Source organism: Patescibacteria group bacterium, from assembly GCA_034520665.1.
Lineage (GTDB): Bacteria > Patescibacteriota > Patescibacteriia > JAXHNJ01 > JAXHNJ01 > JAXHNJ01.
This window is the reverse complement of sequence record JAXHNJ010000001.1, coordinates 154,999-180,599: the sequence shown is the minus strand read 5'-3', so window position 1 is coordinate 180,599 and position 25,601 is coordinate 154,999. Positions and strand designations below refer to the sequence as shown.

At 33.4% G+C, this 25,601-nt stretch carries 24 protein-coding genes, 1 tRNA gene and 1 pseudogene; 3 read left to right on the top strand and 23 right to left on the bottom strand.

Features of this window, described 5'->3' with window-relative positions:
* Nucleotides 1–7 precede the first annotated feature (7 nt).
* The 8 genes and pseudogenes from U5L76_00950 to U5L76_00915 form a co-directional block, all read right to left on the bottom strand.
* Nucleotides 8–568, bottom strand: a complete 561-nt coding sequence (locus U5L76_00950; GenBank protein ID MDZ7798164.1) for an epoxyqueuosine reductase QueH — start codon at nt 566–568, stop codon at nt 8–10.
* 54 nt (nt 569–622) lie between these two features.
* Nucleotides 623–817: a DUF6485 family protein gene (locus U5L76_00945; protein MDZ7798163.1), complete on the bottom strand. Its 195-nt coding sequence runs from the start codon at nt 815–817 to the stop codon at nt 623–625.
* A 199-nt stretch (nt 818–1,016) separates the two neighbouring features.
* Nucleotides 1,017–1,307, bottom strand: a pseudogene (locus U5L76_00940) (CYTH domain-containing protein).
* A gap of 61 nt (nt 1,308–1,368) precedes the next feature.
* Entirely contained in the window at nt 1,369–2,322 is a 954-nt protein-coding gene (locus U5L76_00935; GenBank protein MDZ7798162.1) for a phosphotransferase, read from the bottom strand.
* A 36-nt stretch (nt 2,323–2,358) separates the two neighbouring features.
* On the bottom strand, nt 2,359–3,258 hold the full coding sequence (locus U5L76_00930; GenBank protein MDZ7798161.1) for a phosphoglycerate mutase family protein: 900 nt from the start codon (nt 3,256–3,258) through the stop codon (nt 2,359–2,361).
* 68 nt (nt 3,259–3,326) lie between these two features.
* Complete coding sequence (locus U5L76_00925) at nt 3,327–4,604, bottom strand: replication-associated recombination protein A (GenBank protein ID MDZ7798160.1); 1,278 nt, start codon at nt 4,602–4,604, stop codon at nt 3,327–3,329.
* 3 nt (nt 4,605–4,607) lie between these two features.
* Entirely contained in the window at nt 4,608–5,210 is a 603-nt protein-coding gene (locus U5L76_00920) for a transposase (GenBank protein MDZ7798159.1), read from the bottom strand.
* Nucleotides 5,211–5,353: 143 nt separating this feature from the next.
* Entirely contained in the window at nt 5,354–6,058 is a 705-nt protein-coding gene (locus U5L76_00915; GenBank protein MDZ7798158.1) for an isoprenyl transferase, read from the bottom strand.
* Nucleotides 6,059–6,212: 154 nt separating this feature from the next.
* Here U5L76_00915 and U5L76_00910 point away from each other — a divergent pair.
* Nucleotides 6,213–6,288 (top strand) — tRNA-Pro (locus U5L76_00910).
* A gap of 214 nt (nt 6,289–6,502) precedes the next feature.
* Nucleotides 6,503–7,057: a transposase gene (locus U5L76_00905; protein ID MDZ7798157.1), complete on the top strand. Its 555-nt coding sequence runs from the start codon at nt 6,503–6,505 to the stop codon at nt 7,055–7,057.
* Between the two features lie 281 nt (nt 7,058–7,338).
* Here the strand turns inward: U5L76_00905 and U5L76_00900 are convergent, their stop codons facing one another.
* The 6 genes from U5L76_00900 to U5L76_00875 form a co-directional block, all read right to left on the bottom strand.
* Nucleotides 7,339–9,303 carry an NEW3 domain-containing protein gene (locus tag U5L76_00900; protein MDZ7798156.1) on the bottom strand — a complete coding sequence of 655 codons (1,965 nt, stop codon included), beginning with the start codon at nt 9,301–9,303 and terminating at the stop codon, nt 7,339–7,341.
* Nucleotides 9,304–9,600: 297 nt separating this feature from the next.
* Nucleotides 9,601–11,301 (bottom strand): hypothetical protein, encoded by a 1,701-nt coding sequence (locus tag U5L76_00895; protein MDZ7798155.1) that lies wholly within the window; start codon nt 11,299–11,301, stop codon nt 9,601–9,603.
* Between the two features lie 513 nt (nt 11,302–11,814).
* Complete coding sequence (locus U5L76_00890; GenBank protein ID MDZ7798154.1) at nt 11,815–12,114, bottom strand: GIY-YIG nuclease family protein; 300 nt, start codon at nt 12,112–12,114, stop codon at nt 11,815–11,817.
* A 289-nt stretch (nt 12,115–12,403) separates the two neighbouring features.
* Nucleotides 12,404–13,501, bottom strand: coding sequence for a hypothetical protein (locus U5L76_00885; protein ID MDZ7798153.1), 1,098 nt, complete (start codon nt 13,499–13,501; stop codon nt 12,404–12,406).
* A gap of 1,127 nt (nt 13,502–14,628) precedes the next feature.
* A complete protein-coding gene (locus tag U5L76_00880; protein ID MDZ7798152.1) occupies nt 14,629–15,252 on the bottom strand; it encodes a sortase in 624 nt (207 codons plus the stop codon).
* The gene (locus U5L76_00875) at nt 15,249–15,824 is read right to left on the bottom strand and encodes a uracil-DNA glycosylase (GenBank protein MDZ7798151.1); all 576 of its coding nucleotides are present in this window, start codon (nt 15,822–15,824) and stop codon (nt 15,249–15,251) included. Before U5L76_00875 ends, U5L76_00880 begins: the two co-directional genes overlap by 4 nt.
* Before the next feature lie 449 nt (nt 15,825–16,273).
* Here U5L76_00875 and U5L76_00870 point away from each other — a divergent pair, with 449 nt between their 5' ends.
* Complete coding sequence (locus U5L76_00870) at nt 16,274–17,062, top strand: hypothetical protein (protein MDZ7798150.1); 789 nt, start codon at nt 16,274–16,276, stop codon at nt 17,060–17,062.
* Between the two features lie 121 nt (nt 17,063–17,183).
* Here U5L76_00870 and U5L76_00865 read toward each other — a convergent pair whose 3' ends face one another.
* The 9 genes from U5L76_00865 to U5L76_00825 all read right to left on the bottom strand — a co-directional run bounded on the left by U5L76_00865 (nt 17,184) and on the right by U5L76_00825 (nt 25,520).
* Nucleotides 17,184–17,531, bottom strand: a complete 348-nt coding sequence (locus U5L76_00865) for a hypothetical protein (GenBank protein ID MDZ7798149.1) — start codon at nt 17,529–17,531, stop codon at nt 17,184–17,186.
* An 84-nt stretch (nt 17,532–17,615) separates the two neighbouring features.
* Nucleotides 17,616–18,074: a DUF5680 domain-containing protein gene (locus tag U5L76_00860; GenBank protein ID MDZ7798148.1), complete on the bottom strand. Its 459-nt coding sequence runs from the start codon at nt 18,072–18,074 to the stop codon at nt 17,616–17,618.
* A gap of 5 nt (nt 18,075–18,079) precedes the next feature.
* On the bottom strand, nt 18,080–19,084 hold the full coding sequence (locus tag U5L76_00855; protein ID MDZ7798147.1) for a phosphotransferase: 1,005 nt from the start codon (nt 19,082–19,084) through the stop codon (nt 18,080–18,082).
* 85 nt (nt 19,085–19,169) lie between these two features.
* On the bottom strand, nt 19,170–19,553 hold the full coding sequence (locus tag U5L76_00850; GenBank protein ID MDZ7798146.1) for a response regulator: 384 nt from the start codon (nt 19,551–19,553) through the stop codon (nt 19,170–19,172).
* Between the two features lie 48 nt (nt 19,554–19,601).
* On the bottom strand, nt 19,602–21,872 hold the full coding sequence (locus U5L76_00845) for an ATP-binding protein (GenBank protein ID MDZ7798145.1): 2,271 nt from the start codon (nt 21,870–21,872) through the stop codon (nt 19,602–19,604).
* Nucleotides 21,869–22,951, bottom strand: coding sequence for a ThiF family adenylyltransferase (locus tag U5L76_00840; protein MDZ7798144.1), 1,083 nt, complete (start codon nt 22,949–22,951; stop codon nt 21,869–21,871). Before U5L76_00840 ends, U5L76_00845 begins: the two co-directional genes overlap by 4 nt.
* Nucleotides 22,936–24,489 carry a hypothetical protein gene (locus U5L76_00835; GenBank protein MDZ7798143.1) on the bottom strand — a complete coding sequence of 518 codons (1,554 nt, stop codon included), beginning with the start codon at nt 24,487–24,489 and terminating at the stop codon, nt 22,936–22,938. Before U5L76_00835 ends, U5L76_00840 begins: the two co-directional genes overlap by 16 nt.
* 1 nt (nt 24,490) lies before the next feature.
* On the bottom strand, nt 24,491–25,294 hold the full coding sequence (locus U5L76_00830; GenBank protein MDZ7798142.1) for a class I SAM-dependent methyltransferase: 804 nt from the start codon (nt 25,292–25,294) through the stop codon (nt 24,491–24,493).
* Between the two features lie 37 nt (nt 25,295–25,331).
* Nucleotides 25,332–25,520, bottom strand: a complete 189-nt coding sequence (locus U5L76_00825; GenBank protein ID MDZ7798141.1) for a hypothetical protein — start codon at nt 25,518–25,520, stop codon at nt 25,332–25,334.
* Between the last annotated feature and the right edge of the window lie 81 nt (nt 25,521–25,601).

Here is a 25,601-nt window from a genome sequence, read left to right as displayed (position 1 = left end):
TATAACCTTATTCTTCAAGTCCTCTCTCTTTTAGACTATAAATACAGCCGCAATAATTTTGCCGATAAAAATTATGCCTTTTTGACAATTGACAAGATTTTTTATAGCCCTCGTTCTTTTTAAAATCCTCTGAGAGAAATCTCACCCCGTATTCATCCGATAATTTTTCACCGGTCTTATTAATAATCTTTGAATTTTTATGTGGAGAAATTGAAAGCGTGGTCGCAAAAAAATCATAATCATGAGAATCAGCATAATTAGCCGTTTTATCCAAACGATACCAAAAACAAACCTCACATCTTTTTCCTCCTTCGGGTTCGTTTTCTAGTCCCCTGGTCACTTTAAACCAGTTTTCCTGGTCATAAAAATACTCGATATAATCTATCTGATATTTTTGACAGTACCTAATCAATTCATCGACTCTTTTTAAATATTCTTCCTCAGGGTGAATATTCGGATTATAAATAAAAACTGTTAAATCAAATTCTTTATTTAATTTTTCTATAACATAAGCGGCGCAAGGAGCACAGCAGGCATGAAGCAATAATTTAGGTTTAAAATCTGACATTTTAAAGATTATTATAAAAAATAAAATCTATTACACGAAAAATTTATTTATAAATTATTTATTGTATGAATTTATAAACCTTTCTATACTCCTGTCATAAGTTTTTTCATCTTCAGCTGAAAAATAACAACCCGGCAGCTCCCCTCTTTGGCGATGATGACTAATACATTCACAGCACTTGCCCTTCCTGGGACAACCCGGGTAAGTACAGGGACAATTTTTTAAATTTTTGTTTATTTGACATTCCATATATTTGATTAATTATTTTAGCTATTATATAATGTAATTAAGGGAAAAGTATGAACTTTTTCCTTTGATCATTTGTTCCCTCAAGTGGGGCATACAGACGTTATTTTACCTACTTATTATAACAGATCCCGCGTCTGTTAGGCTAACCAGTGGTGTTTCAAGATACCAACCTCCGTCTTGAAACACCACCTTTTTTTATTTAAAAATAATAGTTTTTATAACCTTTCTTTTTCATCAACATAGCGTGGTAGCGTAAATCCCAAATAATATTTTCTCGGGGAATTTTTAGCTCATCAATTATTTTTAATACTTTATCTTTATTCTTTCGGCTGGGCCGGCCTAATAATTCCGCCTCAATAAAATTACCCAAATTTTTAACTTTATCAAGAACAATTTTAACACTTTTATATTTATAGGTCTGCCTATTTTTTTCTACAGTAACCACTTTTTTAAATTTTAACTTTTTTAATATATTTTGTATCCTTTTTTTATCACTGACTTCTGTTTTTTATTTTAATTATCTTTCTTTTTCTTAAAGAATTTTTTGTTTTTTAATTTCTGGGGTAAGTAATCTTGCTCGCCTTCTTCTTTTCAATATTATTAATAACTTCTAAAACTGGATAAAATTCTTTTAATAGCATTTTTAAGTAACTAAGGGGGATAATATTTCGAGTCAATTTATAATAATCAATAAAAATATGACTGGCTATAGCATGCTTGATAATATCTTCTATATTATTTTTTTCACAATTTTCAAAGCTACGATATTTACTATACTCTTTTAAGAATAGTTTAACATAACTCCAGTTTATTTTTTTATTTTTAATACAATACCAAGTTAAAGTCTTACCAATATCAATTAAATAGGGTCCTATATAAGAATTATCAAAATCCAAAATTCCTGATAATTTGTTATTTTTAATTAAAGTATTTTCCGGTTTAATATCTACATGTATTGGACCACTAGGTAAATTCTTAGGTAATTTAATATTTAATAAAATATTACGGATTACAAAATATTTTTTATAATAAATTTTTGGCGTTTTCTTAATAATCATTTTCTCCATTCTCTTAATTTTTGCTGGAGGTAAATTATAAGTATAAGGTTCACGATCTATATTTTTCTTAAAAGAAAAACCTAATTTATGAAAACAAGCTTGAAATCTGGCAATTTGTTTAATTAAATTAGTAGTAATTTTCTTTGGGTTACCTCCTTCAATATATTTATAAACGATAAAAGGTTTTCTTTTATAAAAATTAATAAAATTTTCCTGTTTATCAAATTTAAGTTGAGGAACTGGAAGCGATTTTACATGATTTAACAAGGCTATTTCAAAAGCAAGTTGTTTAGCTGAACGCACAGAAATACGAACAACATATTTACCCTTGTTAGTCTCAAGTAAATACTTGGCATTAATTAAACCTAAAGGTATCCTGGAATATCTTTTTAAGATACCTAAATTATATTTCTGGCAAAGAGTTTCAAAAAAAATTTTGCTAAGCATAGAAAACGTTAAAAATTATATTTATTCCTTTTCAACCTAAAAATATATTTTAATATTATTTTCTTTTTCTATTTCCTCCTTTTCTTTTGAATACAGCTTAACATTAGCTTCAACTTCTTCCCCCAAATCTGCAGTATTTTGCGATTGAATCTCCATTATTTGTCCTTTTTTTAAAGTGGATTTTGAACCAAGCGATTCTTTAATAAATTTAGCCGGCAATTCCTCGTGTGTAATATTAATTATTCTTATTTTTTTATCCTTTAAATTTTGTTTAGTTTCATCAGTTAAATAATAGTCTATATTATTCATGTGCCGCAAAAAAGTCTGAAACCTATGCTTAATATCACCATAATCTTCATCAAACCAATCTTTTAATTCTCCTCCTAATTCTTTAGCTACTTTTGGATGAACCTCATCTGGGGATTTATCCTTAAATTCCTCTAGCTTTTCTTCTATAAAGGCCTGGTGTTTTTTTATCCATATATTTTTATCTATATCTTTTCTATACTTTATCTGCTGTAAATTATCAGCCTTTCTTATAGTCTTACCTGGATGCAATTTAGCTCTGGAGTCAAGAATTGTTATCCCTCTTTCTTTAAGCCTTTCCTCTAAAACTAAAGCGGAAGAATGCGCCCGATAATTAGGACTAGTGATAATAATTACTACTTCCTTATCTTTATCAATCTCATTAGCTAATTTATCTCCAACTTGCTCAATTTCTTTTATTCCTGTTTGATTTAAATCAAGGCATTCTGGGTCAAGTTTAAAATCAGGATCTTCAGGATCAAATTTAAAATCAGGATTTTTTAATTCCTTATAATCAGTTTGGCCATGTCTAACAATATTAATAATAGGAATAATCCTTTCTCTCTCTTTTTCTTTGTTAACTTCAGACCCTTTTTCCGGATTATAACCTTTTTCTTCAAATTTGCTCATATTTTTATAATTAATTTTTATACTTTTTTTTAAAATCTTTTACTTTAGCCTTGACTTCAATTTCCATTTTAATTATCTTTCTTTTTATTAAAGAATTTTTTATTTTTTAATTTCTGGGGTAAGTAATCTTGCTCGCCTTCTTCCTTATCATAATCATGAGAATATTTATAATCTTGACCATAGCCTAGGTCTTTCATTAAACCAGTGACCGCGTTGCGCAAAGGCAAGGATACTGGCTCATTCATGGTTTTTTTAACCTCTTTTTTGGCTTTTAATAAGCCCTGATAAGTAGAATTATCCTTGGGAGCCAAGGCCAAGTAAACTGCTACATGGGCCAGATTTATCTGGCATTCAGGCCAACCAATCTGGTGACAGGCTTGAAAACAGCTAACCGCCAAAGATAGGGCGTTTTTATCAGCCAAAGAGATATCTTCCGAAGCAAAAATAACCATACGCCGGGCAATATATAATGGATCTTGTCCGGCCTCAACCATCCGAGCCAGCCAATAAAGAGCAGCGTCCGGATCAGAACCCCGCATGGATTTAATAAAAGCCGAGATAATATTATAATATTGCTCACCTTTTTTATCAAAATAAACCGCTTCGTATTGCAGGGCTTCTCTGACATCTTTTTCTTTAATATGCCGAAAGCCTTCCTGGTCGGGGTCAACCGCCTTAACCGCTAGTTCTAAGGCGTTGAGAGCCGCTCGGGCGTCTCCATTAGCTCCTGATAACAGCAAGCCTAGTGCTTTTTTACCTAGCTTAACCTGGTAATTTCCTAAACCCACTTCTTTATCTTTAAGAGCTTGCTTAATAATTCGGCCCAAATCATCCTCGCCTAAACTTTCTAAAACAAAAACCCGAGAGCGCGACAAAAGCGGGGCAATTATTTCAAAAGAAGGGTTTTCCGTAGTGGCGCCAATAAAAACAATAATACCCTTTTCTACATAAGGCAAAAGCGCGTCCTGTTGGGCCTTGTTCCAACGGTGAATCTCATCAACAAACAAAATAGTTCTCTGGCTTTTTAATTTTCTTTTTTCTCTAGCCTTTTCAATCACTTTAATCAAATCTTTTTTGCCGGAAGTAACGGCTGAGAGCTGGACAAAAGAGCTTTTAGTCAAGTTAGCAATAATCCGGGCTAAAGTAGTTTTACCGCTGCCCGGCGGGCCCCACAAAATTATAGAAAATAATTCGTCGTTTTCAATAGCTTTTCTCAGTATTTTTCCCTGACCAACAATCTTTTCTTGACCCTGAAAATCATTAAAATTTTGAGGACGCAGCCGGTCAGCCAAAGGCGCTTCTTTTTTTAGTTCTTTATCTAATTTGTGGTCAAATAAATCAGTCATAAATTATAATATTTTATCAATCTTAATTAACTTATTCTCATCCCGGTAATAATTTTTAAAACTTGAATATTTATAATCTTCAGGTTTTTTAACCAGTTTGGCCCGAACAGGGTTATTGTGGATGTAATTAAGTTTTTGTTTTAAAAATTTTATAGAAAAAATATTTTCTATCCAGTTGCGGCTTTGCCAGACTTTGTAATTTTGATTATTAATATTTTTGGCTCCCTTTTTAAAACATTTCAATATTTTACTAGGAGAAGAACCGGTCCCCAGACCGGTTCTGGCTATATATTTACTAAGCTCAGGCCTAGGGGCCAGAGCTTCTCGGTGATTTAGAGATTTAATAATCTGTTTAGCGGTAAATTCTTTAAAATCGCGCATAATGTCCGATATAGAATTTTTACCCTGTGGCCAAATAATTGTGTGTAAATGATTAGGCATAATAACATAGCCTAATAGCTTAAAATTTTTGGCTTTTCTGTAAAATTTAAAATTATTAATTAGCATTTGGCAAAATTTATTATAAACAAATATTTCTAGATTATAATAAACCTTACTGGTGACAAAGTAAGCGTGATTTTCAATATTTATAGTTTTAAGGGACATAGCTTATTAGAATTATTTAATTCAATTAATTATTGACCCATTAAATTCATACTACCACCTTTTCCCTCAAAAATAAAACTTCTCAATTCCTTGAGAAGCTCTTTTGATACTTCTGAAGCCTTTGTTACTTTTAGTGCCTTCCTCTACCCGCCAAACCTTCTCTGACGATTAGAATATTCTTTAATGGCTTTTTGCAAATCTTTTCTATTAAAAGCCGGCCAGTGTTTTTTTATAAAATAAAGCTCAGAATAACTGGCCTGCCAGGTCAGAAAATTAGATAAACGCTGCTCACCTGAGGTGCGAATAATTAAATCTGGATCTGGCTGGGCTTTAGTATAAAGATAATTAGCCACTAATTTTTTTGTGACCTGAATAGGAGAAATCTTATCTTTAATCATTTCTTTAATAGCATCAATAATCTCGGCCCGGCCGCCATAATTAATACAGATATTCAAAACTCCCTTGGTATTATTCTTGGTTAATTCCATAGTATCTTTAATCGCTTTTTGTAAATCCTGGGATAGCTCCTTAATCCGGCCTAAAACCTGAACCTTAATATTTTTCTTATGTAATTTTCTAATGTCTGTTTCTAGTCCTCTTTTCAAGAGTTTCATTAAATAACCGACTTCTTTTTTAGAGCGGTTCCAATTTTCCGTAGAAAAAGCATAAACACTTAAAATCTTAACCCCCTCTTCCAAACACCAGTCTCCTACTTTTAACACTTTATCATAGCCCTTTTTATGACCCTGTAAAGTAGGCAGGCCTCTTGATCGGGCCCAGCGCCGATTACCGTCCATAATAATGCCAATATGCTGGGGAATTTTATTTTCCTGAATTTTATTTTTCATAAAAAAAGATATTTTCTATCTATAGATTTTATACTAAAATTATAAGGTTTTTTAATAATTTGGTCAAGTTATTAATAATTGACTATGAGCGGCTAAATTGCTAATATTATGGCAGATTAACGGGGTATCCCCGTTAGAAAATGATGGACAGAGTCGGGGTATGGCGCAGTTGGTAGCGCGCATCGTTCGGGACGATGAGGTCGCCAGTTCAAGTCTGGCTACCCCGACCAAGCCCATGGCAGACAAGTGACGATGAGGTCGTCTCCCGAAGGGAGGCTACCCCGACCAAATTATTTTAGTATCATTTTTTTTAAAAATAAGAAATTAAGAGTTTCCCCCTTTAGGGGATCCGCCTTGTCTGCCACAGGCAGGCTTTGTCGGATAAATCCCAGTACCCCGACCATTCAAATTTCTTTGGTGGCTTACAATAAAGGTTTTTTGTAAATGTCACCATATAAAAAATATAAATCTATGAGATTACCTCATTATGATTATTCTAGTGAGGGATATTATTTTATTACAATTTGCACGAAACAAAAAACAAATATCTTTGGTAAAATATTAGAAAATAAGATGTCTTTAAATAAATACGGCAAAATAGTAAAAAGACAATGGCAATGGCTAGAAAAACAATATTCTTATATAAGCCTGGATAAATACATTATTATGCCCAATCATTTTCATGGAATTATTATTATTGATTCTTCCTGCGTAGGTACGGGTCGCGATACAAAAATTAATAAATATCCCTGCGTAGATGCGGGTCGCGACCCGCATCTACGGGGAATAAAAATTAAACCAATAACAGAAATTATCGGCGCCTTTAAAACAACTTCTTCAAAATTAATCCATCAAAATGGATTTCCTGAATTTAGATGGCAAAGATCTTTTTATGACCGAATTATTGACAATGAAAAAAGTCTAGATAATGTTAGAGAATATATTATTCTTAATCCTTCTAAATGGAATTTAGATCGCAATAATCCTAAAAATTATTAATTTATAAAACTGTTGGCATCGGTCACGACTGACACCGGCGGGTTACGATAATTTTTAAATAATATAATTAATCCCCGTAGCGGCGGCTCGTGAGCCGCCGGGGATCGCGATGATTTTTTAAATTACAAAATCAATCCCGTAGGTGCGGGTCGCGATACAAAAATTAATAAATATCCCTGCGTAGGTGCGGGTCGCGACCCGCACCTACTGTTTTAAAATTCATCCAAAACAAAAGAAAGCCCTTTGTAAGGGCCTTCTTTTTATCTAAGTTTTTAACTTTTTTATATTTTTCTCAGACGAACAATACCCAAAAACGGCAATAAACTAGCCAGCCAGAAAAGAATACTAGAACCAGCCTGGGGTAATTCATCTTCGGCTCCGGCTACATCACCAGCCTCGGTGGCCGCTCCCAACACTACTCCTTCTGAAACCGGCTCGGTAACCGTTAAATCAGCCGTATCAGTAATAGCCTCGTGGTTATCAGCTGAAACCTGGGCTGTGTTAGTGTAAGTACCAGCCGTTAAATCACTATTAACCGTGACTGAATAAATATGGTTCATTTCTTCACCAGCTTCAAGATTTTCAAAAAACCAGGAACCGTCAGAACCATCATCATAAGTAAAGCCATCCGGTAAAGTATCAGCTAAACGGACATTAAAGGCCGTGTCTGAACCAGTATTTTTAATATTAACAATATAATTTACTGAATCACCAGCCACTACTGAAGACTTCTCCACTGATTTATCAATAGTTAGCACCGGAGCAGATTCTTCTTCAATCACCGGCTCTTTTTTTTCGGATTCAGGCACAGTCACACAAACCTCAGTTTCATCAGTATCACTGCCTAATAATATAGGCTCTCCTTGATCTTCTCCTCCCGGACCGATTACTAAATCATTATAACTTTCAAGTCCGGGTATCTCTAATAATTCAACTTTATTAGTTAAAGTGGTGCAGGTTCCTTCATTAAGATTAATTTCCGGATCAACCTGACCAGAAACCGTAAAAGTATGATTTTCTTCAATTCCTTCTAATTTCCAAACAATTACATCCTGATCCTCAGGAGTTTCATCTTTTGGTAAAAATAAGCCTTCATCAGAAATTGAATCTTTATCAATTATAAAACCTTCTGGCAGATAATCAAGGATGACACCAACTTCAATTTTTTCATCCGTATTATAGCTAAAATCAACTTCGTAATTTAAAGCATCGCCCAGTTCGGCTTTTGGTTTATTGACTGTTTTTTTTAAATTAACCATATCTTTGGTTAAATAACCAAAAGGTGTTAAATCACAAGCATCACCTATACCATCCTGATCAGAGTCGCTCTGATCTTGGTTCCATTCATTAGGACAATTATCACTAACATCAAAGATCGTATCTTGGTCAGTGTCTGCCGGAGGAATTGAACAGGTATCCAAAGCCGCCCAAGAAATAGCTAATTGGCCATAGGTGGAACATCTATTCCAAATATCATCAATTAATTTAATTTGAACATTTAATTCTTCGGAAAAATCGTATTTAGATATATCAAATTTAGTAGTTTGCCATTCTTCAATACTATCTCCTAAGTCAGTATGACTACCCACTGATTGATCATTAATAAAAACCTCAAAACCATCCCGATTACTTTGACCATCAAGATGTCTGATAAATAATGAATTGGCTTTTTCATCTCCGGTATTTAAAGTAAAACTAGCCTCATGCAAACCACCACCAGAACAATTATCAGATGAAACAACTGTTCTAAAAGTCCCATCATCTCTACCACCATAATTACCACTATGATTAGCGTCACTCCATTCATCAGACAATTCATGTCCGCTTTCACTAGCTGGATCTCCAATATTCACATAATCTTTATTAATATTATATTCCCCTTCTCCACACATACCAATATCTACGTAATTTTCCGGCAAAGTTGTTTGGTTGCAGATAAATTTATGGCCATAATATCTTTTAAAATAATCGAAATCAGCTTTACTAACCGTTTTATCACCATTAATATCTGCTAAATAATTATAATCATCATCGCCATCAGATTTTCCATAAGTATTAGCAAATGTACCAAAATCAGATAAACTTACTTCTCCATCATTATTAAAGTCAGGGAAACAGCCTACTTGTGAATCAGCTTCCCGAGGCACAAAAAATACCCCTAAAAAAGAGGTGTAGATAATTAAACTGGCCAAGATTAGCACATTTATGGCTTTAGTCAAGCCTTTTTTTCTATTAATTTTTTTCATAATTTTTTTTAATTAATAATTACTAATTTATATAAAATTCTTATTTTTTAGCTAATATTAGTTTTTATAACATTTATTTATCTTATAAAAAATGCTAAGATTTGTCAATCAAGTTATTAACCAAGTTAATAACACCTCAAGTTACTCTAAATTTGAGTTTTTGTCAACCCTGGCCTAAATTTTAATAAATTTGGGCGGGTCAAGCCCTCTTTTAGCCAAGAGAGAAGGTTTATTCCGACAAAAAGAGAGCTCATTTTTGAGCCCTCTTTTATATTTGAGTCTTTAATTTTACAATGCTTAAATACCAAATGAAAACAAATCAACCAGCCAAGTCAAAAAATTAGTACCAGCTTGGGGCAATTCATTTTCAGTTTCAATCACTTTATTATCAATTTTATTATCAGTAGCTCCTTGCACTTCACCATCCGTCTGACTAACTGTTTTATCAGTTGATTCATTTTTTGTGACTGAATTATCATTACTAGTAACTACTTGATCAGCTGTTTTTTCTTCTTCTTGAAGATTATTAGTAGGATTTCCGGTAATAGTAAGAGTGTTTTCTTTAGAGGCTAACTTTTCTTTTATAACTGGTTTTATTTCAACTGAATGACTACTATCTATTTTATCATTTACATCATTATTTTTTTCTAATTCTTCAGTACTAGAAACTTCTGAAATTGGTGATAAATTTGAATCATCTGATAATCCCTTTTCTGGCTCTAACTCTTTTAATATATCCCCACACCATTCAGAATTATCAAAATTATTACCTAAAACTCCAAAATCACTTAAACTAATTTTACCATCATCATCAAAATCTAAAACTGCTTCATATTTCCCACTATCATCGCCTTCTTCAGATTGATATGCCTCTTCAAAAAGTTCTTTTAAATTAGGACAATCTTCTGTAGCTTTAGTATAAGTTATCAAATCTGTTTCAAATAAGTAATTATCCGGATTCCAAGAAGTAAGTTGGTTGTCTGTCTCATTATAATCATCTGAAGGCACTAACCAAATCTTTGCTCCATTACAATGGTCATAATCATCATAACCATTATGATAATTACAATAATCAGCGTCTTCACTATTATTCCAGTCTGAATCCTCTGGAAGATTCATTCCCAAATCTTTATGTCCTGTTTCAGTAATATTACCTTTTTCATTTGCAATTACTTCTGTTATTAATGCACCGGGATTATCCCCTCCCCAATTATCAAATCTTTCCTGTTGATCTGCATAATAAATCAAAGCGTAAGTCTGATTAATTTCTAAACCACTTGCCTTTAGTTTATAATTAAACTTTTCAGCATAATCATTATAGTACAGTCTGGCTTGAGTAGTATCGGGAACAATATCCCAGTTGCTATCTTTGTTTTCTAAAATCAATTCTTTGTTCAAATCTGTTGTTTTAGTGTAATGAATTAAATCGGTTTCAAATAAAAGGTCTGTCTCTGAATGTGGATGCCAGTTAATAGTTGTTTTTTCATTATCAGCATCATAATCAGAAGCTGGAATTAACCAAATTTTAGCTCCAGTTCGGTGTACATAGTTATCTGGAACAAGATTATATTTATTGGGATCACTATCATATGGTAAATCTCCGGTGTTATTACTTCCTTGTAATACCAAATTTCCACCAGAAGCAGTGCCTTCATCTATCATAAGAGCCGGACTGCCCGGATAAGGATCGGCATAATAAATAAGAACATAGTCCTGATCATTTAAACCGTTAGCCTCAAATCTATACTCAAACTCTGGCCCATAGGAATTATAAAGCAGGTATCCCTTAATACCATCATCATCAATAAATTCCCACTGATTTACACTATCCTCATTATACTTGTTTTCCAAAACTAAAAGACTGTTATAACTGGCTGAGGAATCAACTTCCTGAGGCATAAAAAACACTCCCAAAAAGGAAGCATAGACCACTAGGGCCCCTAAAGTAAGTAGATTTAAGGCTTTGGTAAAGCCATTTTTTCTATTAATTTTTCTCATAATTTTTTTTAACTTAATTTTTAAATCCCTCCCTTTAGATATATAAAGTTGTTGTTTTTGCTAATATTAGCTTTTTTTATTTATTTTTGTGAGTATTAGCTTATCTTACAAAAACTAGATGATCTTGTCAATCAAGTTATTAACCCAGTTAATAACACCCTAAGTTACTCTAAATTTGTTTTTTTGTTAATACTTAAATAATCCACGGCCTGACATGACATAAAAAAGTAATAGAATCTTCCATAAGGATTTCCTCGCGATTAATAAACCCTCGCCCCATAAAAACCCTCATACCGTCTCGACTGAGGACTGACCCTGAGTATAATCGAAGGGGAAGGACGAACAGAGAAATCCTTATGACTACTTTAGAAGGTTTTCTCCACTCAGCCTGTCCCGAGCGAGCGAACAAAGTGAGAGAGTCGAGGGAGTCGAAATGGTAAGGAGGTAAAAGGCGGTCGAAATGGTAATGGGGTAAAAAGCAGTCGAAATGGTGAATGGGACAAGAGATCTTATTTACTCCATATCAATTTCATCATATAAGTCTTTAAATTCAGGGTTTTTATTTTTTATTAAAGCTATTTTCTTTTCACGCCGCCATTTCTTTATTTGCTTTTCCCTGTTTAAAACGGCTTCATAATCATCATCACATTCATAATAAACCAGTTTAGTTAAATTATATCTTTTAGTAAATCCATCGACTAATTTCTTTTTATGCGTATAAACTCTTTCTTTAAGGGTGCTGGAAAAGCCAACATAGAAGGTAGTATTATTCTTATTGGTCATTATATATATACAATAGACTCTATTTTTCATAAATTATTTTTAGATTAATCCATAAAGTATAAAATATTAAACCATCTCGACCGCAGTCGCGCTCAGCGCGACGAAGCGGAGAGATCCTTATGGTTAATTTAACAGGATTTCTCCATGCGGTCCCTGCGGGACCTTAGTCGAAATGGTAAGGGGGGGGGCGTCGACTTGTCCCGAACTATGCCTGCGGTGAGCGAAGACGAACCGATGAGGGGCTTGTCCCGAGCAAACAAAAAAGTGAGAGAGTCGAGGGGGTCGAAATGGAATGAAGTTATTAATATTTTATTATTTATTAATCTTTATAATCTTTTTGCCCAGGCCAATAATCATGGCGATACATAGGCCATTGTTCAGGATGTTCTCTGATGCCTTGTTCAAAAAAATCCGCTACCTTTTGCATAATCTCATTATTAGCCTCTTCTGAAGATAAATCAGTATTTCTTTTAATTGTTTCTCCAATTTTAATTTTAAATTTATCCCCTTCCCTAACTACATAAGTCGGTAATATTGGAGCGTCTGTATGTTCAGATATAGTAGCTGGACCGGTAGGAAAATTTACTTTAGTATCAAAAAAATTAACTTTTGTTTTACGGCGATCAGGAGAAAGATCTCCTCTATCAGCAGCCATAAAAAGCATTTCTTTTTGTTCAGGGCTAGCTTTCTTTAAACGCTTTATTATTGACAAAAGAGTGCGGGGGTTTTTAGAATCTTTAACCAGCATATCAAATTTTTTAGCCTTAGGGTCATCACCTTTAAAAAGTTCACCAATTTTCTTGCCAACTTTTATTAAAGGCCAAAGTGGATTTTTCTCTACCAAGGTATTACCTCTGGTTTTTTCCGGCATTAATTCAGGAATCATTTTCATAGCGGTAGGAAAATAGGCCATATGCGAAGTTACCACAATAGCTTTATTATTTTCTTCTAAAGCCCTGCCTAATTCTTCTTTGCCGGATATTTCAGTTTGTTTCATTAATTTTTCTTTTGATCTAGGTTTAGCTGAAAAAAATATAGCTTTAATATATTCTCTAAATGTTTCTCTTGATAAATTTTTAACCTCTTGATTACTGGCTTTTTCCCCTAGAATATGGCGAGCGTTCTCAACCAATACATTTAAGCGATCTTTTTGTAATTTCTGGGCTAAGCCTTCTGGCTTAATAGATTCTTGAACTGGGGGCTTGTCTTTAATATCTTGGGGGGTTTCATTTTCATGATCATAATTTATTTTATCAATTTCTTCCCTAATTTTTTCGATTTTTTCATCTTCTTCTCTTTCTTCTTGACTAGAATCAACTTCTATTTCTTTTTTTTCTAAATTTTCATTTTTCTCTGTAATTTCCTCACCTTTTTTATTTATCTCATCTTCCGGTATATTTTTTTCTCTTTCTCTCATATATATTTTTTTAATAATTAAATTAATATTAATTTACTAATCACTTATCTTATAAACCCCCTTAAATTACTCTAAATTTGCTTTTTTGTCAATACTTAAGTTATTCATGTAAAGGTTGAAATAGAAATGTCCTACTTTGGATTATTTAGAAATGTCCTATTTGATAGTTTTTTAATTTAATTATTATTAAGCTGATGTGGCTTATTAGAAGACTGAAATCTTCCATAAGGATTTCCTCGCGATTAATAAACCCTCGTACCATCTCGACCGCAGTGGAGAGATCCTTATGATTAGATTTAGCCTAGGTTAGCTATCAATAATAACTCGTAGCTGTCAGTCGCGAATAACAGCTACTATTAAAATAATTAATACAAATTTAATTGTGAGAAAGCAAGGCGGGAATCTCTGATTCCCGCTTAGGCGGTTTTATTTAAACGCGGAGATAAATCTCCGCCTACGCGTGAGAAAAAAAATTTATTATTCGATATCCGTGAAACTCGCAATCTTTTACCTAGGCGTAAACAAACATCTCATTCCGCGTAGCTGGAGATTTATCTCCAGGGGTTAGAATAATTCGGGTAGAGGTGAGCCCTCGCTCGCCTCTAAAATAAAGCCAAAGCGAGGGCTTTGGCCGACCCTTTTTATTATAAATACTAAAATAATTTTCAAAAAGCTAAATTCTCTAAAATTATTAATCTGTCTTTATTAAAGAATCATTTAAATAATAATTATAATAACCTGAATATTTATAATCTTCGGGGTTTTTAACCAGTTTGGCCCGGACAGGGTTATTGTGGATGTAATTAAGTTTTTGTTTTAAAAATTTTATAGAAAAAATATTTTCTATCCAGTTATGGCTTTGCCAGAGTTTATGGTTTTGTTTTTATCTTAGGTAGGTGCGGGTCGCGACCCGCACCTACGCAGGGATATTTTTTAATTTTTTTTCGAAAAGGTTGGATCTCCTGATCCAACCGGAAAAGCCACGCGGATCAGGAGATCCGCGCTTCTCGGGTAATTTTAAGGGCTTCCTTGGCAGTTTGTTTTATACTAGGTAGTTTCCAATGGTTTTCTATTCTAAACCTAACCACCAAAACCTTACCCGCCGCTAAGCCTAAAACCATACTATATTATTCCGCTAATTGACCCGTCACATAAATCCTTTTCTGCGTTGTCCCGGGCGGCCAGCAGGTGACCAAGGTAATTATCCCCTCTCCTTGATTTTTTCCTACAATTTCTGAAGCATCGGATTCAATAATTTTTGGTTCCTGATTAACCTTATATTTTATCTGTTCGTCATTTTTATCCATTAAAATAATTTCATCATCCAGAGCCAATTTATCCAAATTAACAAAAACCAAAGCGTATTCGGCTCGGGGGTGAATGGAAGAAGAATGACCGAAAAGAGCTAAGTTTTCTTTTTTTAAATCCTCTATACTATTGGGATACATCACTACTCCATTATCAAGATTATTTTCCACAAAATCGTTTTTGTCACTGATAAAATCTTTTTCCGGCAAGATTAAAACCGCCTCCTGGCCTAGCTTGGGTATAATCACTTTTTTTAAATTATCATAAGGTGAAATTTTTTCTTCTGGTTCAATTATAACCGTATTGGTATTAGGAATATTTAAAACAGCCGGCGGAGAAACATATCTTTCATTAACAATCGGCCAGTAAAAATAAAAAAATAAAAATAAAATCCCTAAAATAATTACTCCTAGTATGGTGTAGTTTAATTTATTTTTATTCATAAATATTTTTTTAAAATTTTAAAATCCTGGGCCAAATCATCAAATTTATGGCGATTATAAGTAGCCACCGCTGGATGAAAAAGAGGGATTAACTTAAAGTCCTGGCCCGAAGGGCTAAAAACCTGCCCTTTCATTTTGCTAATACCCTGGATCAAATCCTCTAAACCATATTTTTCCATCAAATACCGGGCTGAGAAATTACCCAAAGCCGCTATGGCCCGAGGCTGAATAATTTCAATTTGCCGGTCAAGATAAGGGGTGCAGCTTTCTATTTCCTCCAGCTCGGGGTTACGATTTGAGGGCGGCCGGCACTTTAAAATATTACCGATGTAAATTTCCTCTCGCTCCGCTCCGATTGACTCTAAAAGCTGATCAAGCACTTTGCCGGCCGCCCCGCAAAAAGGCCGGCCGGTTTTGTTTTCCTGCGCTCCAGGCGCTTCGCCGACAAACATAATTTTTGCTTCATGAGAACCCTGACCGATTACCGGCAAAGTACGAGTTTTATTAAGTTCACATCTTTTACAGGCTATAACTTCTTCTTTAATTAGTTTCATTTGTTGGTTTTTATCCATAAGTTGACTTAATTTATTGCTATAGTAAGATATATTAGCACAGAAACAGCGATGGTGTCACTAGTTTACCTACGGGAAATGAAAAGCGACTTAAAAGTGTCGCGTGACTAGCGGGTTCGACTCCCCTACGTTGGCTCTACTGGGAGCGAATTGAAAAGTATAGGATAGGTGGGAGACTAGGAGGATCTAACGCCAGTTAGATAAGAGTCGTTATTGGAATACCACCCAAGTATCTGAGCTAACCCCGAAGATGCTACACCATAAGGTCTTCGGCCTAGAGAGTTCTGTGTACAGGGAGCGCTTGCGCTCCCTTTTTTCTTTTTTTCATTTGTTCTTTTCTAGTCATAATACAATATTGACAAAAAAATGGGTTTTTGTAAAATAGAGAATTTTGACTTAATTTTAATAAAATTATAAAATAAAATAAATAATAATTAAACTAAAAAATTATGAGAAACCGAGAACAATCCCCACCTGAAGAAATTTCAAAAAACGGTCCAGAAAATGAAAAAAAACCCTTGAATAAAAAAGAGATAAGCTCGACTTTATGGAGAAAGATTAAAGACGGCGGAAAAGTAGCTGCCATAGTAACCCTTTTAAGTATGCCCGGCATAAGATCTTTAAAAGCCCAGGAAAAAGGAGAAGGGAGAAAAATTAAAACAAAAGAAAGAATTGAAAAACTAGTAGAAAATTCTGCTGAAAAAGTCCAAAAAATAATATCTATTATAAATGAAAAAGGACAAGAAGGTACAATGGGCAATACTCCAGTAAAGCGACTTGAATCATCAGATGGATCAATAACAACAGTTGGTTATTCAGATGATAACTATAATAATGAAATGGAACCAAATGAAAGTGAATGGCTATTACATGGAAATGAAAAGGCTTCAATGAGTTATTTAGATGAAGGAGCAAATGGTTCAATTGATAGAATTGTCCTTAATAATGATAAAACTAATAAATTTATTGGTGAAAAAAGAGCTTTTAATAAATTAAATAGTTTCGTCCCTATGGAAACATTAGCTGATAAAGCTAAAATTAAATCTAGTTTAGAACCAAAAGATCAAGCTATATACGAAATGAATAATAATGAAAACGAATATTCCATTAAAGTAGCGGAGTTTGAAAATGGAAAAACTTCTTTATTGTCCGGAAAAGAGGCAAAAGAATTAACTGAAAAAATACAAGCTCATTTTTATCAAGAAATGTCTGAATTGTTAGATAATATTGAAAAATAATAATTTTTTAAAGTATTAAAAAACTAAAAAAAGTCTATATATTGAGGGTTGTCTTTGACACCCCTCTTTTTTTAATAAAAAAACTTCTGACCTTTAAAAAGATCAGAAGTTAAATAAAAAACTAAGACGAATATTCTAAACTTTTTTCAATTAAAGCTGACAAAACTTTTTTTTGCGGAAACCATCCACGAGGATTTCTTCTGCGACAAAATGTCCAACATCTGTCTTGCTTTCTAAAAATATAAGTATTAAAGCCGGCTAAAGTTTTCCTGCGAGTACTACCACTATTTTCACGGCTCAACTTTTCAACAAGATTTTTTAATAGGACTATTTCAAATCTGTCTGGTTCTTCTGATTGATGGCTAATAGCTACCAAAGAAAAACTGCCGCTTTGAGTCAGAGAAAATTCTTTTCCGTCAAAAAAAGCAATGCCTAATTCAGACAATTTCTTAACAACTTTTTCATTCATTACTGATCCTCCTAATTGTATTTAAAGGAACTTTAATGCTTTAGATTAACAAAATATATAAAATCAATCAAATCAGAAATTTTATTAATTAATCAATCCGCCGTGATAATCTAGTTTATAGACTAAATTTTTTTTATAGTAAATTTCTTCCCGGCCGCTAAATTCTGCTAAATTACCCTTGGCTTTATTTTTATATTCAAAATTATCATTGATTAAATCACAAGCCCCCCGGAAAGGCTTATTTTTATCGACCTTTGATAAGGCCGTTTTAAGAAAATTATAAATCTCTTTTGGTGAAATTTTATCTGATAAAACTTTTCCATAATAATTCATAGTCCAAATTGACTTTTTATTGTAAAAAACAACTTCTTGCCCACTAAATGGATTATAACCATAATAACGGTCACGATAATAAAAAGAATTTTCTTTAAAGTAAAATTCCTTAGCCCCATCGGCTAATACTTCCTCTCCCCCTTCACCGCTACTGGCATAGGTATTCTGCTTGGCTTTTGCTAAAAATATTGATAATTCTTTAAAATTCATAAAATTTAAACTGAAATTTCTTTAATTATTTCCGTTGCTTCCCTTAATTCTCTTCGAGCTTCATTAAAATCAGGGTCTTTCTTAGTGCCACAATACATAGCGTTACGCCATAACTGCCAGGCTCGATAAAAATCAATTTCTTTTTTATCTATATCTTTATTATATCCCTCTAAAAAAGAATTTTCGTATTCTTTGAGCTTATTTTTCTCTACTATTACTCCTTTCTCCTTAAACATTACCCGCGTCTGCTCAAAAAATCCACCAATGTCTTTGGCTCGCGAAGAAATCATAATATCAGTTAAATCCATGAGTCCCACCCTACCTTCTTCATCTTGAATAATATTCTCAGGATGTAAATCACCATGATTTACGACCAATTCAGAATTTTCTTTTATTTCTTTTTCCATTTTTATAATTTGTTCGTAAAGAGCCTTCAATTCCTGATTAAACTTTCTATCTCTGTTTTCAATAATCCCAAAACATTTTATACTCACTGTTTGCATAATATTTTCTAGGGCCGAATCTGGAATCTTTTTAGACTGTTCAAATCTATTAATATCCATGCTGTGAAATTCTTTCATACGTTCGCCAATATTTTTAAATAGTGCCACTTTTTTCTCTTCCGGCATTTGTCCAATTTTTTCCATAATATTTTTTCCCTTCACCTCTTCGTAAAAAACTGATTGGGAATCACCTAAATATTCAACTGGTCTTGGTACTGACCCTTTTGGCATTTGTTCATAAATAGAAAGCATATCTTGATAGACTCTTTCCATATCATGATTGGAATTATTGGAAAGATAATAAGATTTTTCTTCCGAGCCATATTCTACCACATATTTTTCAAGTAAACCTTTGGTTGCTTTTTTTATTTCTTTCAATTTAAGCTCTTCCTCAGCAAATTTAGAAAGTTTTTCTGTATCAAAAACCTCAGGAGAAGTTTCCTGGAGAAGCATTTTTCTTTCCTCCTGTTCAAAGTCTTTTCCTAATTCTTGAGAAGCTATAGCCATTTTTTTTAATTAAAATTAGATTATAGAACCAATATTTTAGCAGGCCGGATTTTTGGTACAGGGATAAAAAGTATTCGGCTTATACTTAGCCACTTTCACTAATTATCTGTTTAACTTTTTTTATCAATTCAGAGGGATCAATCTGGGTTTTAACTAAAAAATCTGTGGCGCCGGATTCTTTGCTTTTTTCTTTCATGGAATTTTTAGCCAGATTGGTCAGCATTATAACCGGGATGTCTTTCAGGGCTTTATCCTTTTTCAATTTTTCTAAAACTTTTATTCCGTTTTCGTTAATTAGAACCAAATCAAGAAGAATAAGATCCGGATTTTGTTCTTTGGCTATTTTAATCCCCTCTTCTCCACTTCGGCCAGCCAGAAAAATAAAGCCCTCCTTCTCAAACTTAAACTGATACATCTTGATTTGGTCTCGGTCATCTTCAATTAGTAAGATTTTAGGTTTTTTTCCCATTTTTTTTATTCTCTTTATGATTTCTTATCTTTTAAATTAAGGTTATTTTTATTTTTTAGCAATCGGCAAACTAATGTAAAAAGTGGTGCCTTTGCCCAACTTGCTTTCGAGCCAGACCTGGCCCTGGTGGCCACTTACAATTTCTTTAACAATAAAAAGCCCCAGCCCGCTGCCGTCTGTGTACATATCCGTAGCATTTTCGGCCCGAGCAAACTTAGTAAAAAGCTTACTTATTTCTTTCTTGGGAATACCAATACCGTTGTCAGAAACCTTAATCAGAATATTATCTTTCTCTTTTTCCGCCTCAACCATAACTACGCCTTTTTTTCTTCTTTTACTCCGGGCTTCCTTAACTTGGACAAGAGAAGGGGTATATTTCAGGGCGTTCGACAAAAGATTACCTATCGCTTCCACTAAATACTTTTTTTTCGCATAAATTTTCGGCAAGGGAGAAACCGGTTTTTGCCAGATTAAATTTATTTTTCTCTGTTTCGCTTCCAACTCTGCTTCTTTAACCGCTTCCTCAATCACTTCTTCCGGTGAAATTAGAGCTGTTTTATCGTCTAAACTAAATTTAACCGCGTCAAACTCCGAAGCCCTTAAGATATCATTGATAATTTTCTCCAATTTCACGCTTTTATCATAAACACTTTGGTAGAATTCTTTCTTTTTTTCTGGAGGCAACTTCTCCATCTCACCCTGAGCCAGCATTGAAGATACTCCTTTAATGACCGAGACCGGGGTCCGGAGTTGATGCGAAGAAATATCCAAAAACTCCGACTGAATTTTAAGAACTTTCTCCAAGTGGACATTTTTCTCTTTTACTTCTTTGGCCATTTTTTTAAGATCAACATTCTTTTGCTTAATATCCCGGGTTTGCTCATCCACTTTCTGCTGAAGAGTTTTGGTAAAGTCCTGCACCTGCTGGTACAACCGGGCGTTTTCTAAAGCGATAGAGGCTTGGTTGGTTAGAGAATCAAGAAGCTGTAGATCTTCTTTAGTGTAGGCGTCCTTAGATATTTTCTCGCCCAAAACAATGATACCGATCAATTTATTTTTAATAATCAAAGGCAGACACAAGGCCGCTTCAATTCTTTTCATATTAGCCTTTAATTTACCAATTTCCGACTTTTCACCCTGATTACTTTTTAAAGACTCCAGTTCCTGGTAAATAACTGGTTTTCTTTTTTCTAAAAGGTAATTGGTAAGAAAGTTGTTTCTGACTAGAGAAATACCGTTAGCCACGGAAAAGCCAATATTACTTTTCACCTGGTAATTATGGGTTTCTTGGTCAAATAATAAAACACCAGTCCGGTCCAGTTTCATGGTATCCCGGATGGTTTTAACAATAGAATCAATAATTTGGTCTAAATCAATAGAATAAGTCAGTTCCTGGGCCAGTTTTTCCAGAGTAGCTTGGTAGTTGTAAATACTGGCAAAGAAGTATTTGTTGGCAATTCTTTCTAGGTAATTCTTTAATGGCTCAAAGAGGATTAAGCCGAGCAAAAGGACAATTGGCCCCCAAACACCCGGAGGAATGATTTCCTTAAAATAAGTCATTTCCAGCCAATAAAGACCGAGGGCGAGGAGAAGGAGGAAAATAACGGTGGAAGCATAGATGGCAGTGCGCTTGACCACCAGGCGGATGTCCATGAGACGATGGCGGGTGATAGCATAAAAAACTGCTAGAATAAAAGGTAATATAAAAAATGGAGCCGCATTAACAAAAGTGGAAATCTTAAATATTACTGGTAAAACCAAATTAAATAAAAGGATGCAAAAAAACATAATAAAAGTACCAGCAAGAATAAATCGCAGCTGCATCTTAGTAATACCAGTGGAACGTTTAACTTTTTTAATTAGAATAATAAATGCTGAAAGTAAGGAACCAACGGCTACAATAAGAAATAATAACATACCGGGTTTAACTACTGGTGATCTATTTCCTTGTTCGTCAAATGTTACTTCAGAAAAAAGTAGAGGCGAAAAGGACACAATACAAGTTAGAACTCCAGCTAATAACAAAGGAAAGAGATATTTCTTTTGAAGATTAATCTTCGACTTAGGAAATGTATGAATAAATAAAAAAAATGAAATACAAATAATTACAGCGAAAATCATTACAGCTCTCATCCAAAAAAGAATGTTTGAAACTTCTTGAGTTGAAATTGAAAAATAATTGGCAACTGCCCAAAATGCTAAAGAAACACAAAATACCATAAATGCCAAATGCATGGCGTTTCGTGGGTTTTGTTTAATAACGAGATAACCTATAATAATGCCTAATGTTGCTGTGAAAATAGTGAATAATATATTCATATAAGTTGATCATTTAAACGAATCAATCGCCGGCGAAAGCGAAAATCATACCCATTAATAATCATCCGGGTCATATAAGCACCAATAACACCGGAAAAAATAGCCGCAGTACCTAATTGAGGCCATGATACAAGTGTCTTGCCTACCGCTTTAAGAGATTTCATCATTCTCGGAGAAATATTTTGCTTACCAACTACTTGAGAACTTAGCTTAACCATTTCTGATTTTGTTGGAGGTTTTTTAGCATTAATCAAATTGAGTACTTTATTATCAGGTAAACCGTGAAATAATGGGACATCTATTTTCTTATGATATGGGTAATAATCAACCAACACTCCGTCATCATTATCAGTAAGCATAATTAGCGGTTTTTTAAATTTACGGGCATATTTTCGTAAAAGTACTTTAATTTGTAAATTGTCCACCTCATCAAAAACAATGTCTGATCCCTGACAAAATTGTCTTATATTATTTGAATTTAAACCCTTTGGAAATAAAGATAGCTTTGTGTATGGATCAATTTCTAATATTTTTTGTTTAACAATATCAATTTTCTCCTCTCCAAGATAAGGCACTCCTAACGTTATCCGATTTGTATTTGAAAGTTCTAATATATCAAAATCTGAAAGTTTGAGATGTTGGGCGCCTCCTTGTAAACGCAGTGTTATCGCAATGTTTGACCCTACAGAAACCCCGGCAATAGCCACACATGCTTTTCGATATTCTTCTTGCTCCTGATCAGTAATGAGATATCTATTTCTTGAAGTACGAATTCTCTGAAAATCCTTCGGCGACAAAAGGTGAACCAGACTTTTGTTCCATGGATACCAGATCCATCTTCCCTTCTCTTTTGACGATCTTTTAGAAAAATATTTTTTCTTGAATAAATTATACTGAGCTTGATTAAAAGATACCCCCGGATTAAAAAATTTATACAATTCAATTATCTGCTCATCAAACTCATCAATTATTTTAACACCCTTTATTTTGCTGATTTTTTCAATTATATTACGAGATTTTTGATAACTAAAAACCTTGAATTTATCTTGTATTTTATTGTTGATTAATTTTTTACCCATTTTTGTTTAATTGCCGGCGCGAAATAAGTTTTGTCTCCTTGTTTTCTCAAGTCAATTTTAGGAATAGCTCGTTCCTTAATTGCCTGATATAAATGATTGTATTCCAAATTGACTTTTCTTAAAGATTTAACAATTATTTCTCGGAACTTTTTCTCTAATTCTTTATTAATTGGAATATCTTTCAAAATTTCTATGTGAATTAATAAGTATTGACTCTGATCACTGGCTCTATTTGCTGTTTCTAACACAAATTTCCCCGTGGTTAAACTAATTAATTCTTTTGATTCTAGAGCTAATTTAATATTTTCTGGATAAATATTAAGACCATAAACAGTTACTGTAAAATCACTTCTGCCAAATAAGTAGACATAAGGTAAGTGCCAAAAACATCTTCCGGTAATTTTTTCTGCCTTTTTTTCTGTGTAACCAAATGACTCTATGAGCTTAATTATCTTATGATAAGTTAACACTTTTCCTCGATCATGAATATTGTAACGTACTAAAGGAATCTCTGTGTTAAAAGATGTAAGAATAATTTCATTATTATCAATTTCTATATATTTAAACATTGGATAATATTGATTAAGAGACGGCACATAATCTGTTCCAAAATATTCTTTACATTTATCTTTGTTATTGCTAAAAAGTCTTCTCACAAATGTACTTAAGGGAGTTTCATGACCCATAATAGCTGCGTCAGCAGTACCATAAAGATTCATTGATGAATAGTAGTAACTCTTATCGCTAATACCCACTTTGTTATAAATATAAGATCTAAATTCTTCACTTAAAGATTCCGAGGCGAAAAAAAATTTTAATCTAATTTTTTTCCAGTTGATACCCATTTTTTGACCATCATCAATAATATCTCTAATAAAAGGAGGGTAGCCACTTATTATTATCTGATCAAAATACCGATGTAGTTTCTTAATAGAATTTAATATCTCATTTTTATTGATTCCCGGAGTAATTATTGTCAATGGATATGCCTTCTGCGAGATCCTCATCGAACAGTTAAGAGTGAATGTTCCACCAATGTAAATACCAAGTGAAAAACCATTTATTAGAAGTGTTTTATATTTGTTAATCTCAAATATCTCCTTTAAAAAAAGCTCATAGATAAAAGTGGTTTCTCTTTCTATTTCAGGAGACCGTGGCCAGAAAAATGGATTACCTGTAGAACCAGAACTAGCCGAAATAATAGGGGCGGTCATTTTCCCATGCCAACAAAGAGATTCCATCGGATATTGCTTTAAATAATTCTCTTTATCGATCCATGGAACTTGCTTTAAATCACTGGCGGTTTTTATTTTTTCAGGATCAATATTATTCTTTTTCAAAAAATCTTTATAGGCTGGAACCTGAGAGCTTACCCGACGAAAAAATGTTAAAGCGCGATTTTTACTTTCTTCCTCAAAGATTTCGGGATTAGCCTGGACAAGGCTTTTAGAAATACGATTTATGTCGCTTCCGTAATAAGTACCCCAGTCTTTTAGAGAAAACAAATTTTTATAAATTTTATTTTTATCTAAAATCATATTATTTTGTCGCAACTACAATCATTAGTTCAGACTTATCTTTATATTCAGTACCATCCCAGTCACCATATATTTTAACTTTCGTAAAGCCAACATTTTTACATAAGGTCTGAAATTCTTTGTCAGTATAAATTCTCATGGAGTATGGAGCGCTGGCTTCCTTTTTTATTTTTCCATCCAATAAAAACCATTGACCTTCTTCACGCTTAATTGCTTTATTATACTGTCTAAATAATTCAAGTTTTTTTTCTGTTTTTAAGGTTCTGATTTCATGAGTTTTTATTAATCCCTTCATGAATTTCGGTACAGTAACATGCGTATGCATTAAAAATTTACCACCCGGTTTCAATACGGCATAAAAATTTTTGAGTGCTTTTACGTTATCGGTTTCATCTTCAAAAAAACCAAAAGAATAAAACATATTAATAACCGCGTTAAATTCATTTTTAAAATCCAATTCCCGCATATCTTTCTTTATAAAGCGTATATTGGGTAATTTTGCTTTCTGTAAACCTTTATTAGCAACTGCTAAAAATTGCTCATTAATATCCGCTCCCACCACATCAAAGCCCATAGCCGCAAGAGTTAATGAATGTCTTCCATATCCTGAAGGGCAATCTAAAATCTTGTCGCCTTTATTTAAACAGCAGAGTCTTTGCACTCCCTCGCTTTCTTTTTTTGTTCTATTGTCTAAATCAAGAGGTGAATTTAAAAATCCTTCCGATGAATTATCTCCCTCAAGGTAGATATTATTAAAATAACCACCTTGGCTTTTCCACCAGTCTTTTTTGATTTTGTATTCCATAATTATTCGATTAATTGCTTATTAAAATTAATAAATTTTAAGGAATGGTTCGAAGCTCATGATATTTTTTAATTAATTGTGAGAGTATATCTCCGGCCTGGGCAGGAATATCTTTCTTCTCCAACCCCAATGACTGCAGTGCTTTCCGCCATTTTGCTATGTTTTTAGTAGAGAGATCAATATATTTATCAGAGGGTTTTTTGGGAGGTGAAGTCAATACTCGCATATCGGCTAACCTTATTTCTTCTTTTAATGAAGGGTTTTTTGAAATTTTGTCTTTAATTTGCTTTTGAATTTTCCGCTATTC

Bases quoted from the DNA above. Each gene is read 5' to 3' on its own strand.
- U5L76_00860 (MDZ7798148.1), bottom strand. From the start codon at position 18,074: ATGAATTTTAAAGAATTATCAATATTTTTAGCAAAAGCCAAGCAGAAT.
- U5L76_00840 (MDZ7798144.1), bottom strand. From the start codon at position 22,951: ATGGGTAAAAAATTAATCAACAATAAAATACAAGATAAATTCAAGGTT.
- U5L76_00880 (MDZ7798152.1), bottom strand. From the start codon at position 15,252: ATGAATAAAAATAAATTAAACTACACCATACTAGGAGTAATTATTTTA.
- U5L76_00865 (MDZ7798149.1), bottom strand. From the start codon at position 17,531: ATGAATGAAAAAGTTGTTAAGAAATTGTCTGAATTAGGCATTGCTTTT.
- U5L76_00920 (MDZ7798159.1), bottom strand. From the start codon at position 5,210: ATGTCCCTTAAAACTATAAATATTGAAAATCACGCTTACTTTGTCACC.
- U5L76_00855 (MDZ7798147.1), bottom strand. From the start codon at position 19,084: ATGGCTATAGCTTCTCAAGAATTAGGAAAAGACTTTGAACAGGAGGAA.
- U5L76_00935 (MDZ7798162.1), bottom strand. From the start codon at position 2,322: ATGCTTAGCAAAATTTTTTTTGAAACTCTTTGCCAGAAATATAATTTA.
- U5L76_00870 (MDZ7798150.1), top strand. From the start codon at position 16,274: ATGAGAAACCGAGAACAATCCCCACCTGAAGAAATTTCAAAAAACGGT.
- U5L76_00950 (MDZ7798164.1), bottom strand. From the start codon at position 568: ATGTCAGATTTTAAACCTAAATTATTGCTTCATGCCTGCTGTGCTCCT.
- U5L76_00875 (MDZ7798151.1), bottom strand. From the start codon at position 15,824: ATGGATAAAAACCAACAAATGAAACTAATTAAAGAAGAAGTTATAGCC.
- U5L76_00845 (MDZ7798145.1), bottom strand. From the start codon at position 21,872: ATGAATATATTATTCACTATTTTCACAGCAACATTAGGCATTATTATA.
- U5L76_00945 (MDZ7798163.1), bottom strand. From the start codon at position 817: ATGGAATGTCAAATAAACAAAAATTTAAAAAATTGTCCCTGTACTTAC.
- U5L76_00850 (MDZ7798146.1), bottom strand. From the start codon at position 19,553: ATGGGAAAAAAACCTAAAATCTTACTAATTGAAGATGACCGAGACCAA.
- U5L76_00925 (MDZ7798160.1), bottom strand. From the start codon at position 4,604: ATGACTGATTTATTTGACCACAAATTAGATAAAGAACTAAAAAAAGAA.
- U5L76_00905 (MDZ7798157.1), top strand. From the start codon at position 6,503: ATGTCACCATATAAAAAATATAAATCTATGAGATTACCTCATTATGAT.
- U5L76_00930 (MDZ7798161.1), bottom strand. From the start codon at position 3,258: ATGAGCAAATTTGAAGAAAAAGGTTATAATCCGGAAAAAGGGTCTGAA.
- U5L76_00890 (MDZ7798154.1), bottom strand. From the start codon at position 12,114: ATGAAAAATAGAGTCTATTGTATATATATAATGACCAATAAGAATAAT.
- U5L76_00885 (MDZ7798153.1), bottom strand. From the start codon at position 13,501: ATGAGAGAAAGAGAAAAAAATATACCGGAAGATGAGATAAATAAAAAA.
- U5L76_00830 (MDZ7798142.1), bottom strand. From the start codon at position 25,294: ATGGAATACAAAATCAAAAAAGACTGGTGGAAAAGCCAAGGTGGTTAT.
- U5L76_00835 (MDZ7798143.1), bottom strand. From the start codon at position 24,489: ATGATTTTAGATAAAAATAAAATTTATAAAAATTTGTTTTCTCTAAAA.
- U5L76_00915 (MDZ7798158.1), bottom strand. From the start codon at position 6,058: ATGAAAAATAAAATTCAGGAAAATAAAATTCCCCAGCATATTGGCATT.
- U5L76_00825 (MDZ7798141.1), bottom strand. From the start codon at position 25,520: ATGCGAGTATTGACTTCACCTCCCAAAAAACCCTCTGATAAATATATT.
- U5L76_00900 (MDZ7798156.1), bottom strand. From the start codon at position 9,303: ATGAAAAAAATTAATAGAAAAAAAGGCTTGACTAAAGCCATAAATGTG.
- U5L76_00895 (MDZ7798155.1), bottom strand. From the start codon at position 11,301: ATGAGAAAAATTAATAGAAAAAATGGCTTTACCAAAGCCTTAAATCTA.